13 protein-coding genes and 2 pseudogenes are annotated in these 13,165 nt (G+C 50.3%); 3 read left to right on the top strand and 12 right to left on the bottom strand.

What is annotated here, in order from left to right; translation table 11 throughout:
- Together WMO24_RS03465 and WMO24_RS03470 are read right to left on the bottom strand one after the other, a co-directional pair.
- The coding region (locus WMO24_RS03465) for a phage NrS-1 polymerase family protein (protein WP_349214936.1) at window positions 1-1,505 on the bottom strand (1,505 nt) is incomplete at its 3' end.
- A gap of 137 nt (window positions 1,506-1,642) precedes the next feature.
- Window positions 1,643-1,876, bottom strand: a complete 234-nt coding sequence (locus WMO24_RS03470; RefSeq protein ID WP_033121804.1) for a hypothetical protein — start codon at window positions 1,874-1,876, stop codon at window positions 1,643-1,645.
- 159 nt (window positions 1,877-2,035) lie between these two features.
- Between WMO24_RS03470 and WMO24_RS03475 the strand changes: the two genes are divergently transcribed.
- Window positions 2,036-2,662 carry a helix-turn-helix domain-containing protein gene (locus WMO24_RS03475; protein WP_349214937.1) on the top strand — a complete coding sequence of 209 codons (627 nt, stop codon included), beginning with the start codon at window positions 2,036-2,038 and terminating at the stop codon, window positions 2,660-2,662.
- Between the two features lie 133 nt (window positions 2,663-2,795).
- Window positions 2,796-3,782, top strand: a complete 987-nt coding sequence (locus WMO24_RS03480) for a tyrosine-type recombinase/integrase (RefSeq protein WP_349190628.1) — start codon at window positions 2,796-2,798, stop codon at window positions 3,780-3,782.
- Window positions 3,783-4,179: 397 nt separating this feature from the next.
- Here WMO24_RS03480 and WMO24_RS03485 read toward each other — a convergent pair.
- The 4 genes and pseudogenes from WMO24_RS03485 to WMO24_RS03500 all read right to left on the bottom strand — a co-directional run bounded on the left by WMO24_RS03485 (window position 4,180) and on the right by WMO24_RS03500 (window position 8,285).
- A pseudogene (locus WMO24_RS03485) lies at window positions 4,180-4,892 on the bottom strand (tyrosine-type recombinase/integrase).
- Between the two features lie 84 nt (window positions 4,893-4,976).
- Entirely contained in the window at window positions 4,977-5,207 is a 231-nt protein-coding gene (locus WMO24_RS03490) for a hypothetical protein (protein ID WP_002576320.1), read from the bottom strand.
- Between the two features lie 569 nt (window positions 5,208-5,776).
- Window positions 5,777-6,298 (bottom strand): annotated as a pseudogene (locus tag WMO24_RS03495) (type IV secretory system conjugative DNA transfer family protein); the annotation flags it as partial.
- 85 nt (window positions 6,299-6,383) lie between these two features.
- On the bottom strand, window positions 6,384-8,285 hold the full coding sequence (locus WMO24_RS03500; RefSeq protein WP_349214938.1) for an AAA family ATPase: 1,902 nt from the start codon (window positions 8,283-8,285) through the stop codon (window positions 6,384-6,386).
- A gap of 87 nt (window positions 8,286-8,372) precedes the next feature.
- Between WMO24_RS03500 and WMO24_RS03505 the strand changes: the two genes are divergently transcribed.
- Window positions 8,373-8,789 carry a hypothetical protein gene (locus WMO24_RS03505; protein WP_087385313.1) on the top strand — a complete coding sequence of 139 codons (417 nt, stop codon included), beginning with the start codon at window positions 8,373-8,375 and terminating at the stop codon, window positions 8,787-8,789.
- 59 nt (window positions 8,790-8,848) lie between these two features.
- Here the strand turns inward: WMO24_RS03505 and mobQ are convergent, their stop codons facing one another.
- The 6 genes from mobQ to WMO24_RS03535 all read right to left on the bottom strand — a co-directional run.
- Complete coding sequence (gene mobQ / locus WMO24_RS03510) at window positions 8,849-10,357, bottom strand: MobQ family relaxase (RefSeq protein WP_349214939.1); 1,509 nt, start codon at window positions 10,355-10,357, stop codon at window positions 8,849-8,851.
- Between the two features lie 231 nt (window positions 10,358-10,588).
- Entirely contained in the window at window positions 10,589-10,885 is a 297-nt protein-coding gene (locus WMO24_RS03515; RefSeq protein ID WP_002592867.1) for a DUF3847 domain-containing protein, read from the bottom strand.
- Window positions 10,886-11,016: 131 nt separating this feature from the next.
- Entirely contained in the window at window positions 11,017-11,850 is an 834-nt protein-coding gene (locus WMO24_RS03520; protein WP_002584969.1) for a methyltransferase domain-containing protein, read from the bottom strand.
- Between the two features lie 185 nt (window positions 11,851-12,035).
- Window positions 12,036-12,332 carry a hypothetical protein gene (locus tag WMO24_RS03525; protein ID WP_002592868.1) on the bottom strand — a complete coding sequence of 99 codons (297 nt, stop codon included), beginning with the start codon at window positions 12,330-12,332 and terminating at the stop codon, window positions 12,036-12,038.
- Between the two features lie 134 nt (window positions 12,333-12,466).
- A complete protein-coding gene (locus tag WMO24_RS03530) occupies window positions 12,467-12,658 on the bottom strand; it encodes a transposon-encoded TnpW family protein (RefSeq protein WP_002592869.1) in 192 nt (63 codons plus the stop codon).
- Between the two features lie 78 nt (window positions 12,659-12,736).
- A partial coding sequence (locus WMO24_RS03535) for a DUF4368 domain-containing protein (RefSeq protein ID WP_349214940.1) occupies window positions 12,737-13,165 on the bottom strand: 429 nt, incomplete at its 5' end.

Below are 13,165 nucleotides of genomic sequence, written 5' to 3' on the forward strand. Positions count from 1 at the left end.
ACATCAATGTTGGATTTGTTGGAATACCGTCCTGCCATGATGTCAAAGATACCTCCTTCCGTAGAGATCACCGAGAACACCCCATTGTTAGCTGCCATCAAGCTGGTCAGCGCTTCACTGGAACAATCGTCCGCAAAAAAGCGAACTGGCTTTAGTTCTGGAGTTTCTTCCAGCTGTTCCTGAAGCTGCCGTAGCTCCAGCTCCATTTCCCGGCTTTCCTTGCGCTCCAGCTTCTTTTGCAGACCGGAGATCTGGCGCTCCAGAGATTCCCGATGCAAATGGTTTTCCCGTATTTCCATGCTGTGCGCCTTGTTATATTCCTGCTCATACTCATAGAGGAATGTGGTCATATCCCGCATGACGCTGGACTTTCGCTCCCCCGGTGCGGCGATCACCACTGTGTACAAGCTCAAAGGCTCACAGTATCCTGGCGTTCCCTCTATCTTGTATTTCCCTTGTAAGCAGGTTGCCAGCACACCCAGGCTGATCACCGCTGCCATATCCGGGGCAGTCTGACTGTGTTCGGCCACCGCATTCACATAATTCCGAATCACATCCGGGAGAGCGTCTACCGGAAATGCAGGCAGATCACTCCACTGTGGCGTCAGCGGAACAATAGGTTGAAAAACCGGTGACGGCTCCGCTTTTGGAGTGTAGATTTCCCGGCAATACTCGATTGCCTTCTGAATGGTGATTGCACCATACGTTGTGCCGGATTGCTGCCGGTCCCATTTATCCCGCATCAATCCCGACTGTCGGAACATCGTGTCCATCTTGGCGACATCCCGTCCTGTCCAAAAGGCAAGGTGACTGCACAGCGCCAGATCTGCCTCTGATGGGGACGAATATCCCTCCAACGAACCGTTCCAAAGGGCTGTGAATACTGCCCCATTCTTACTGCTTTTTGCCAGGTGCAGAAGCTGCTCCATGCTTAAATCAGAGTTTTTTGCATTTATTGCATTTTTTGCGCCTACCTCTGGCCTGCGCATGAACTTGTCCAGTAACATTTGCAGCTCCTGAGTCCGGTCACCATACTCATAATCCTCACAGCGGTTGCCGGTCACGGTGACATATTTGTTGGTTGCTCCCGCCACATAAACCTCGATTCCGTCCTGATGGTTCATAATGTAGAATCGCTTGGTATCATACTGAAAGCCTTTTGCCGAAAAAAGGATGTGCAGACCGTTGCCGCTGGGACTGTACTCGGTATAGCTGTGCATTAAGGCCACAATTTCTGCGGCGGTCTGGGTGTAATAGCCGCTGTCCGAAACGCAGTTGTCCAGGTCAATCGCACAGATGCCGTTGAATATACCAATTCCGATGCCATCATATCCGCTGGCCTGCACTGCTGTTTTATAGGGTACAAAGCTGGAAGGATCATTGCTTTTCGCTCCCAGACCGGTTTGCGGCTGGTATGGCATCTTCGTTTTCCTCCCATTCCGTTCCTCATACTTCCAGCAGCAGAACAGACCATTTTGTATGATGCTGTCTGGTAAAGCTGTCAAATTCTGTTCCTCCTTAAATAATTGTTGAATTTGGCAGCTGTCGTGTTATAATATCCTTGCTGAGTGATAGTCACACGGCAGCTGCCGTTTGTACTGTCCGCCAAGAGTTCTCATCTGCCAGGATGAGGGCTCTTTTTTTATGCAGTTTCCGGCTGGAAGTATCCAATTTCCTCCCACACCTTTCTGTCGGGGCAGTAGTAGTTGTACTCGTTAGAGTTCTCCAGCTTGATCGCATAGCCGAATTTCAGGATTCCCTGCTGCAAACCAATGCGCACATACTGGGCATCTTTGTGCATGGCGGCTGCAATCTCGGTGATGGGGACATTGCGTCCAGTGAAGGGCGGCAGTTCGACATAAACTTTCTTCTCCATGGGAATGACCTCCTTATTGCTAAAATACGAATTATTAGTTCGTATTTTGATTATAAGCCATCCATGACAGCTTGTCAACACTAAATACGAAAAAATTATTCGTATTACGACCTTGTAATTCGCACAGCTTCGTGTTACAATACAGACGAGGTGATGACAATGCACAGCAACCCAGCCGAAATTGGCGAGAGAATCAAGGCAGCCCGCAAGGCGGCCCACTTGAGCCAAACAGAGCTGGCACAGCGTCTGGACAAGACGATGCGCACAGTTCAAAAATACGAAAGCGGTGAAATTGAGCCATCTATAGCGATGATCAATGCTATCGCCAAAATCTTAAACATATCTCCGGCAGACCTGATTGGCTACCAGAAACCTGAAATCCAGTTGGACAGCCTGTCTGATGTGATTGCGGTTCTGTACCAATTAAACAAGAAGGCCGGTATCCGGTTCGAGATCGATGTCCAGCGCCCGCCCCACAGCGAAGAATGGTCCTGCTCCCTGAAATTTAAGGGAAATGACCGGTCGGCAGAGATGAACGATTCCCTGTGTCTGATTTTGGAAGAGTTCCGGGACGAGCGTGAAAAGCTGGAAACCTATTGGACCGATCAGGAATCCTTTGACCGCTGGATTGAAAAGGAACTGGCTTACTACGCAGACGCCAAGTTGCAGGATAGGGAAGTGGAAGTTCTTTCCGATTTGGAGCGCATTCAGCGGCGCAACGAACTGGATCGGCAGATGCTGGAGAAAATGAAAAAGGCCGCCGAGGAAAACGACGACCAGGAGTAACAGAGGGTGTTGCATACCCTTTATCAAATTTAATTCAAACGCTGGGAGAAAGGAAGTTTGAGATTTTTTGAGATTACCCAACGGATATGGAAGCGTCAAGAAAATGTCCGGAAAGCGAAGAAGGCCCTATGCAGTGAGGAAAACAGTAGGGTGGCACGTCAACCCTGAAACAGGAAAGTCTGTTCAGGAACAAATCACCATCGGCTATGCGGCAACCAGAGCAGAGGGGCTGCAAATGCTGGCGGAGTACAACAACAATCCCTTTGACATCAAGGCATCCAAAGCCACCTTCCAGGAGGTCTATGAACGCTGGTCAAAGGAGAAGTTCCCCACCATCTCCAAGTCAAACGTAAAAGGCTACGAGGCGTCCTATCGGGTGTGCGGAACACTTTACAACAAGGTGTTTCGGGACATTCGGCTGATGGACCTTCAATTTGTGGTGGACACCTGTGAGAAGAATTACCCCACTCTGAAAAAACTCAAGGGGCTGTTCAACCAGCTGTATGCCTACGCCATGAAAAACGATATCTGCAACAAGGATTACTCCGAGTTTGTGGATTTGAGCCGGTACAAGGATAAGAATCCAAACAAACGTGACCGGAACAAGTTCACAAAGGAGCAGATTGCCCGCCTATGGGAGCTTGCAGAGGACCCGTACTATCAGATCGTGCTGATGCTGATCTACAACGGTTGCCGCATCTCGGAGTTCCTCGATTTGAAGAAGGAAAATGTACATCTGGAAGAACAGTACTTTGATGTGATCGCCAGCAAAACCGAAAACGGCCTGCGGAAAGTTCCCATTGCCGACAAGGTGCTGCCATTCTACAAAGCGTGGTACGAAGGTTCTCAGTGTGAATATCTGCTCCACACGCCGGATCAAAAGCACTTTGATTACAGGAACTACTACGACAGTTACTTCACACCCCTGATGGAGCAGCTTGGATATGACCAGACGCCACACTGTACCCGGCACACCTGCATCTCCATGCTGACAGAGGCCCATGTAGACCAAACCATGATCAAAAAGATTGTGGGGCACTCCGGTGCCATGACGCTCACCGAACGTGTCTACACCCACCTGGATATTGAAACACTGGTGGAGGCAATCAACAAGATCTAAAAGGAAGAAGGAAAAGCCGTGCAGCACAAAAAAGCAGGAGATACGCTCCTTGCGGAACGATCTCCTGCTTCATAAGGCTTTTGTTTTCGCTTGCGATTCTTGTTCCTTGTGTGCTCCTTGCTTGCTCCTTACGAAGCAAAACGGAACACTTCTGAGGAACTCTCACAACTCCAAAACCACCCAATTTTCTGCAAAACAGCGTCCAAAGACGTACTGAGAAGCAGTGGAAATTATCTCTTGGGTAAGTGAGATTAGCGCTTGCTGAACTGAGGAGCGCGACGGGCGGCTTTGAGGCCGTACTTCAATCGTCTGAGCGATGATTTTCCTTGATATTCCGGGCTTTTTTGAGCCTCGGCCCCTCGGTTGTCCTATTCCTTAACCAAAAAACAGGCCACTTTTACGAGGGGACAGCTTGATGAAATGCAGAATTTACTACATCGAATAGCTGTTCTGGTTTATTATACTTTACTCTTGCATAGATGTCCATAGTTGTCTTGCTGTTCTCATGTCCGGCAAGGTACTGGACCGTCTTGGGGTCAACACCTGCATACAGAAGATTGGTGATGTAGGTATGCCGCAGCAGGTGCGGTGTCACATCGAAGTCCAGGCTATACACAATGTTGGGATTGTTTTTCTGATGTCCTCCCAGACTCGGCTGAACAGTGTACTTGATGCTCTGTCCGTTCACATACTTATAATAGGTACGCTCCTTGGTAGACCGAACAACGATGTACTGCCAGACACGTTTGAACTGCGAATATGACAAGGGCTGTCCCTCACTACATCAGCCATTCTCTTGTCTCCCAGCCCTCCAATAATGTGCCGCCGCACCTTAGAGGTATAATCTGTCAAGGTGGTGGCCCGAACATGGACGGACTGCATCAGCAGCCACTTCTCACAGTACTCAGCAACCGTAGGCGATCTTCGACGAAACGTAGTACTGTCAATCTGCTCTAACGCCTCCAGTTCCTTGTCATAAAGCTTTTCGGGCGTCTTTGCATAAAGCGCCACTCTGTTTCCATCCGAATCTTCGACTCTGGTTCTATAATATTCAATGCCGTTAAGCACGACCGTACCATATTGAGGAATTGCCCTTTTTCTTTTTGCCAATTCCGTCACCTCCTAAGAATAATGTCCAGCGCTGTACCTTTGTTTTATCAGACATATTAGGTTCCAGCAAGGATACGGAACAGCTCAAGCTCGGACACTTCGCAGCTTGCGGTATGTAGCGCTTTTTTCCACTGGCTTTGCACGATGGGTGCATTTTGCGATATACTCCTGAAGGCCAGCATCTGTAAAGTACACGCAACCATTTTGCACATACTGAACATAGGAAATTAGCCCACTGTTTCGAGCTGCATCCAAAGTGGCAATGCTAATCCCCAGTAATTTGGCAGCCTCTTTCCGCGAAATCAATTTTTCCATAGGTGGTCCCCCTTTCTGTCAAAGATGTGGTTGTTGCTTTCAAAATCACATGAATGCGCTGGCAACCGAAGCTGCCAGCGCATGGTATCTGACTTTGAAAAATTTACTCGCCACATTTGCCACGCACCCCTGGCGATGGGGACATTCCGGTCTCCGCTGGCGCGGCTGTCATAACTCCACAGCGTCGTTTTACTCGTGCGCCGCAGAGTTCCCCCCAAGTCTTTAGGAGGCCGTGAGGAAGTATCTTTAACCCCTATGCAGTCATCGCGCCCTGAAATGCCACTTTCGGGTATCAGGCTGACGTGGATCGCTCGGAACAGTCCTATTCATCACCTCCTGGGGCTGTCCATCTTCGCGGCGTGCCTGATTCGCTCGTACATAGGTTATGTACCGGAAATGCCGTCTATGAAATTGTCAAGCTCCACATTGGGAGAATGTTCTTCCCTCAATGGGTAGGCACTGATACGCTTCATTTGTTAAGTGTTATTCAAAAATTTTTTTATTTTTTTAAATCTTTGTGCAACAGCACTTCTGGAACAATGCCAAAGACGTGCTACATCAATTTGACGATACAAAAGCGTCTCGGCCTTAACCCAAAAATCGTCCCCGGCCTTGCCCTCGCCCTTGGTGTTGGCGATCAGCGTCGTGACCAGTTTCAAGATGTCCTTTTCGGAGTGGATGTAGGCAAAGGGATTATAGTGCATGGACTTCTTGAAGTTGATGGTATTGAGGACTTTGATCCGATAAGGCTCATAGATGTCCTTGCCGTGCTTATCCTTCATGGGCTTGCCGTCCTTGCCCAGCTTGGGTGTGCCGCGCTGAAGCATTTTGCCGCACTCCACCAGGATGGTGCCTTTTGGGTCTGTCACCACATAGGAGCTGTGCATCTGCATCAGGTTCGGTTTCAGCCAGAAGCGGGTCTTGCCGGAACCGGAGCCACCGATCACCAGCACATTTTTGTTTCTGGCGGTCTTGGGGTCCTTGGGGCGGCTGTTCATGGTCAGGCTCTCGGTTTTAGTCAGAATCACATTGTTCTGGAACACCGGGTCGATGTAGGGTGCGATGTCCTCATGGGTGCCCCATGAAGCGTTTTGTCAAGTGCTTTTTTGAGTTATTGACGCAAATTCTTGTGAAAGTGCGAAAGTGCAAAGTGCAAAGGGTCTGCGTTTTGCACTTTCAGATTGCGGGTTCGGGCGGCTGCTTCTTCTTGATGAAGTTATACCATTGACCGCCGACACGCCTTGCGCCTAAAATACCGCCCATGTTGCGCTTGGCGTTCTGTACCGTCCTCTCGGATATTCCGGCTTCGGCTGCGGCCTTTACAATGTCCTCGCTGGCAAGTTCTTTCCCGTCTGCAAGCAGGTCAAGTATCAGCTTCTCGGCTTGCTCGGTCTTGGTGGCGGTGTTCCCGCCCGCGCCGGATAGCAGCTCGTCGGCGGTTATGTCGTATTCGCCTATCCATGAAAAGCCTGTTTCCGGGTCAAGGCAAAAGGCAACGGGCTTGCCCTCCGGCGCAAGGGAAGATTTGTCATGGACGATAACACGCACATTCGGCTCCCGCTTCACGCGCCCGATCAGCAGGACGCTCCTTGCTGCGGCGCGGAAGTCGATAGAACCTAAGCCCCGGTATGCGCTCTGCCCTCCGGCAGCTTTGTTCAGGTGTCCGATAAGGATAACAGCGCACCCGGTACGCTCGGCAACATCGGCAAGGCGGCGGAACATGGGGCGCACTTCATTTGCCCTGTTCATGTCGGTCTTTTCGCCCATGTACGCCTGTATGGGGTCAAGGATAATCAGCCGCGCCCCGTTCTGCGTGATTGCCTTTTCTATGCGCTCGTCGGAGAGGGTAAGCTCCCGCTTGGCTTCATCAATCACAAGCACGCGGTCAAGGTCGGCTTCGGCTTCTATCAAGCGGGGCTTGACGGTATCGCCCAGCCCGTCCTCGGCGGTCTGGTAAATCACATGGAATGGCAGCAAGGGCTTCATTCCCGGCAGCGTTCCCCCGGTGGTACAGGCGGCGGCAAGGCGTAGGGCAAAGGTGGTCTTGCCCTCGCCGGGGTTGCCTTGCACAATGGTTACTTTCCCGAAAGGGATATACGGCTCCCATAGCCATTCAACGGTCTGCGTGTCAACCTCGCTCATGCGGATAATCTCGACGGTTTCTTCCTGCGGCGGCTCTTTCAAGCCGTAAACCGCTTCCCGGATATACTTCCCGTCTGTGATTTCTGCCCGGTGCTGCAATACCTCGTTCCAGTCCTTGTAAAGCGGCACAAGGCGGTGGACGGTCAAGCCCTCCGGCACAAGCTCCGCAAGGCGGCTGCAAGCGTCGTTTCCCGCTTGGTCGCTGTCAAGGCAGAGGTAGACGGTCTTGATGTTCGGACGGTCAGAGAGGAAACGCAACAGGGCTTTTTCTCCCACGCCGCCCAATGACAAATAGCTCTGCTTCTGCCATGCCTTTTTGAACAGGCAGAGGAAAGAGAGCAGGTCAACGGGGGCTTCAAAGACAAAAAGCCTGTCACCCTCGCCCCGGTAGCAGAAATTAAAGGCTTTGTCGCTGCCTTTCACATCAAGCCGGAAGTTTCCCGCCGTTCCCTTGCTGTGGGCGTAGCGCGGTATTCCGTCCTCGTCCCGCCCCACAAATACGGCGTTGTGGTGGGCTGTGTCCTCGTAAATATCGCCGCGGGCAAAGAAAAAGCCCGTCACATCTTCATCAATGCGGCGGGCTGCTGTGAGGTAGTTCCTCGCTATTCTGTTGTCGTTGTTTGGGGGCGGTAGCCGGAAGTCAGAGAGGGACGCGGGGCAAGGTTTGTCCGGCGGTGGTGCGGCTCCCTTTTCTCCTGTGAGAAGTTCCACGGCTTCGGTAAAGCTCTTGCCGAAAAACTCCATGATAAAATCAACGGGGCCGCCGCCCTTGCTCTGGCTGTGCCTGTACCATTTGTTTCCCCGGACGGTCAAGCTGTCGTGCCGTTTCCAGCGGTATTCATTCCCGGCGCGGGTAAGTTGCTCGCCCTGTGATTGCAGGAAAGAAACAAGGTCGGCTTGGTTTGCCCGGTCTATCTGTTCTTGGGTGTAGTACATGGTTGATACCTCGCTTTCTGTGGTTGAATTGTTCATAGCTATTGCGTATAATAAAAATATAAGATTGCGAATAAGGCGGTAGGTAAAGTGTCAGACGAAATTATCAATTATCATGATTTATCAGAACATGAAAAAGACAAAGCCCTTCGTCAACTCAATGGGCTTGGATTTACTCCGGCTTATGGTAGTATTTCTTGTATGAAAAATGAAATGGAGAAGTCTAAAGGTCATACTTTGCCACAATATATTTTTGTCCGTAGGAGTGGCGAATTTATTGGATATATGTTTTTGATTGCGGAAAGTGAAAAAAGTAGCAAGGTATTTCCGTGGTGGGCAGTTGATAATTCTGACGAACTTCCGTTAGCAACAGACATTCGTTTACTGCAATTTGGAATTGAACTTTGCGAAAAATCTGAATGTTTTCAGTTGGCAGAAAGATTACAACACCAGCTTGAATGTCATAAGAAGTATATCGGACGCAGAACAGAAGAAATGTCTCGATAAATTCTGAAATCGAACAGTACATAGGGCGGACAAGCAAAATAGCTTGCCCGTCCTTTCCCTTATCGCTCCTGTTCGTGACGCTTGGCGCGGGTCTGCTCCGGCTGGTCGGCTTTCAGTGCAATATCAACGCACTTGCGGATATTGTGCAGCTCGGCAACCTCGGCGCGGGTTTCTTTCAGCTTGGTATATTCCGCTGTTCTCTGCCCGCTGAGAGTGGCGTACTCTTTTTCCCATTCAGAGATAGGCAAGGTCTTTGTCCCTTTCGGCAGATTTGCATGGAGATAGCGGCTCGCTGCGTTCCATAGCGTAAGCTCGGCGCGGTGGGCTTCCTCGTACTTGTCACGCTTGCTCGTCCAGCCATTTTTCAGCTTTTTCAGCTCGTCGTGAATGGGCTTGTACTCGGTGTAGTTCTTCCCGTATTCAATCAATTTCTGCAATTCTTTCATGCGCTTCTCGGCGGTTTTCATGCCCTCCCGGATAGCGTCGGCTTGGTCGCTGACAGAGGAAAGGGCAGCGTCCAGCTCCGCAAGGGTAGAAATACCATGCTCGGAAAGATAGTTGACCGCCTTTGCAACGGTTTTCAGTTCATCGGCGGCGTGCTGCCTTTGCCAACTCTGCGAATACTTCCGGCTCTTTTCTCTCTGAACGCTTAAATACTTCATCAGCAGATTTGCAAGGCCGGGGGATTGCGGGGGCTGCTCCGGGGCGGTTTCCCGCGCCTTGAACAGTTCGCCAATCCATTCTTTGAGCTTTCCAATCTGCGCCCTGATTTCCCGGATAAGGCGGTTTGCCTTTCGGATATTCCGGTTCAGCTCGCCTTTCTCGGTGGCTATGCCTTTCTTCTCCATTTGACAGGCCGCTACGCCCATGTGGACGGTGGGCAGCTCGTCAATGCCGCGCTCGGCGTTGCTGCGGTAGTCGATACGCTCCGGGTGTCCGGCGCGTTCAAGGTAGGCGTTTGAAATATCCGCCCATGCCTTGCGCCATAAAAGCGCGTTGCCCTTGTCGTTCCAGCCTGTGAGGTCAACTTTGTGTGTCTTGTATCTGCCGCTTGGTAAGCGTATGCGCTCGCCGTTCTCGTCAAGGTCATATTCCTTTTTGGACTTCGCCGCCCATGCGCCGCGCTCGTCAAGGGGGCGCATGGTAAGCATGATATGACAATGGGGGTTGCCGCTGTCGGTGTCGTGAATGGCAAAATCAACGCACATTCCTCTTGAAACAAATTGAGAGGAACAGTATTCACGGACAAGCCGGATCTGTTCCTCTCTGGATAATTCTATGGGGAGTGCTGCGTCAATCTCTCTGGCAAGCTGGGCGTTCCCGGCTTTCTCGTAAAGCTCCACGCTGTTCCACAAGGTTGAACGGTCAGAGAAAGAGGGCGGGGCATGGGGCGGCAGTAGGATTTCCGTATGGACAACGCCGCGCTTGCGGGTGTAGTCATGGGTCATTCCGTCCCACTCGTTTGTGATTTTCTCGCCGCTTCGATAGGCGGCTGCGGCAACGGCTGACTTGCCTTTTCCTCGGCTCACAATGCCGATGTTACAATGGTAAATGGCTATGGGTATCACCTCCCGGATAGGATAACCAAACCCGCAAAAATGGTACAGACGCCAACGGCGGGTGTACTGTTTTTGTGGGTGTGCAGGGATAGCCGCGTAAGCGGCGCAAGGGGTGCAGCCCCTTGTTGCGGCAAAGCCGCCATATCGGAGCGCGGGGAAAGTTCCCTGTGCGGAGATACGCCCTCGGCAGAGCGCACACGCCCGCAAGGGTGTATAAGTGCGCCCTTTGTTCCAAAGGGATTATTCGCTTTTCCCGCCCTCGGTGCGTTTTTTCAGATAAGCCCGCGCTTCCTCGCTCGTCAGGGCAAGCCGGAGAAAGGCGGCGGCTTCCTCATCGGTCATGGTCTTGGCTTCCGGCACAATGCTCTCAAAGACTGCGCCTCGGACGACCAGCCGGTGGCTGCGCGTCCGGCGTTCCTCTTGGGATAACTTTTGCCGCAACACCTTTTCCCGATTTTCAAGCTGCCGGATTTTCTTCTTCCCGTCCTCAATCTCGGCTTGCAATTCCTCGCGTTTTTTTTCTCTCGGTTTCGTCATGGGTGGTCACTCCTTTCTACCTGTCGGCATAGAAAAAGGACAGTCGATTTCCTCGGCTGTCCTTTTGATTAGGGTGTTTGGTTTACTCCGTTCTGCTCAATAAATGGGAATATTAAATATCAATACGCCCTTTAATACATTCCTATTAAAACATCAGCTTCGATTGTCAAATGTGTGAGAGTACGCCAATCAACGCAATCTTTTTCAACGCAAAAGAGAAGCGGCGTCATTTCAATAAACGACATTCTTTGTTCTGATGACAACTGTACGGTGGCTGAAACCGTTTCTCTTGAAATGGTTTTAAGATATTTCTCAAAATATTCAACGACAGACTCATTTGAATAATCTGGATTTTTCAAGTGTGCTTGCACTTTAGTCCTGATTTCCCTCAAATGATTTTTCGTAGGAATTACTTTCACAACATATCCGTTAGGAGATAGCAATCGCTGAAATTCTTTGTAGTGTGCAGGCGAAAATATGTCTAAAATACAATCCATACTTCCGTCTTTCAAAGGGATTTTTGATAAGTCAGTAACAAACCACTTCACTGCTTTGCGCTTGTCTTTTTTTGATGCAATCTGTATTGCCTCCCTTGACAAGTCAAAGGCAAAGATGTTTCGTTCTGTTCTTTGCTGTATCTGCCTTGCATAGAAACCCTCGCCGCAACCAACATCTAAAATGTTTCTTATAGATGGCGTATCAGAAATAAACTGTATGATTTTCTCCAACACAACATCATACATGCCATACTCCAAAATTTGGTGCCGGTTGTCAAAAGACCGCTTGCTGTAGTTGGTTTTGGGCGATGATTTTAACAACAAATTTACATACCCATATCTTGAAATATCAAAGCAATGTCCATGTCTACAAATTAGGCTATTGCCTTGTATATCCATTGATTTTGTGCAAATTGGGCATTGAAAATAAACCTTGCTGTCTGCAAAGCGTGATAAATTATTATTCATTTGTTTTTCCTCCGTAATTACATCTCTGCTTCAATAAGCGAGTTATGCAATACGGATAACCGCAACATAACTCGCGGTTTTATCTTAATCTCATAAATGTAACCATTGTGTTGTCCTCCAATCAATTCCGCAGTATTACTCTGCTTTTAGAAAAAGTATAGCACAAAACTATGAACATTTCAACTCTATTTCAGCCTGTCGGCGACGTTGCTCTCTCTGGCATACCGCCGCGCCGCTTCCCGCCGTTCCTCGCTGTATGGGGCGGTCAGACGGAAAGAGAAGCGGCCTTTCTCAATGTCAAACTCCATGCAGCCCGTTTCCGGGTCTGCGTCAGTCTGCTGGCAGATCGCCGGATAACGGCGGCTGTATGCAAGCAGACGCTTTTTCAAGGCGGTGTTGTGGGTGCGGATATGGATAAGGGGGTCTTTCTCGTCAAACCAAATATCGGTGGTCTTTTCCTGCTTGGTAAGCCCTGTTCTCATGCAAGCTCCTTTCTGCGCCCCTGTTACGCAATAGGGGCATTTTTCGGGTGTTTTCTCCGGCTCTTGACTTGGAGAAAACGGCGTTTTTGACGATAAAAACCGCCCGGACGTGGAATGTATCGTCGGGGCGGCTGTTATCGCAAGATTTCCGATTTTTCCGGCTCTTGACCGTCAGACGCAGATAAACACGAACTGTCGGCAAGTATCGTCTTGAGCAGCTTGTCGCGGAATGTTTCTGTGCTGCTGTGATTGAAAAATAACTCCGCAACAATAGTCTGCCCGTTTCTCTGCGTCGTGATGATACTGTCGGGGGTCTGTTCTGCCATAGGCAGCTCCTTTCTCCGGGCACAAAAGAGGGACTTCCCGTAGCCGGAAAATCCCTCTTGGTTGTCGGTTATTCTGTTTTACTGTGCGGGCTGTGCGGCGGCGGTCTGCGCCTTTCTCCTTGCCCGGTATTCCCGCGCCTTGATACGCTCATACTCCCGCTGCTTTTCAAGGTTTCGCGCCCGGTACTCCCTTGAATACTTCCGGTGGTAGGCGCGGCTCTTTTCCTTTTTGGCTTCTTCGATTTCTTCCCGCATTTGCCGGATTTCCTGCTCTGTCGGCTCTGCAAGCTGCGTTACTTCGTTCTCAAATCTGCCGATATAGTTGAAATATATGCTGATGTGCTGGATTGCGTATCTCGCCCTTTTCTGGTCGCGCTCATGCACTTCAATCCTGCTGATAAACTCGTTGAGAATGGCGGGGGTGAGGTCAGTAAAGGCGGCATGGCGTTCCGTCAGCTTCAAAAACTTCTGCGCCCGTCCTCCCGCGTTCTCATAAGCGGATAGCTG

Origin of the sequence: Ruthenibacterium intestinale, from assembly GCF_040096265.1 — a bacterium.
Classification (GTDB): Bacteria; Bacillota; Clostridia; order Oscillospirales; family Ruminococcaceae; genus Ruthenibacterium; species Ruthenibacterium komagatae.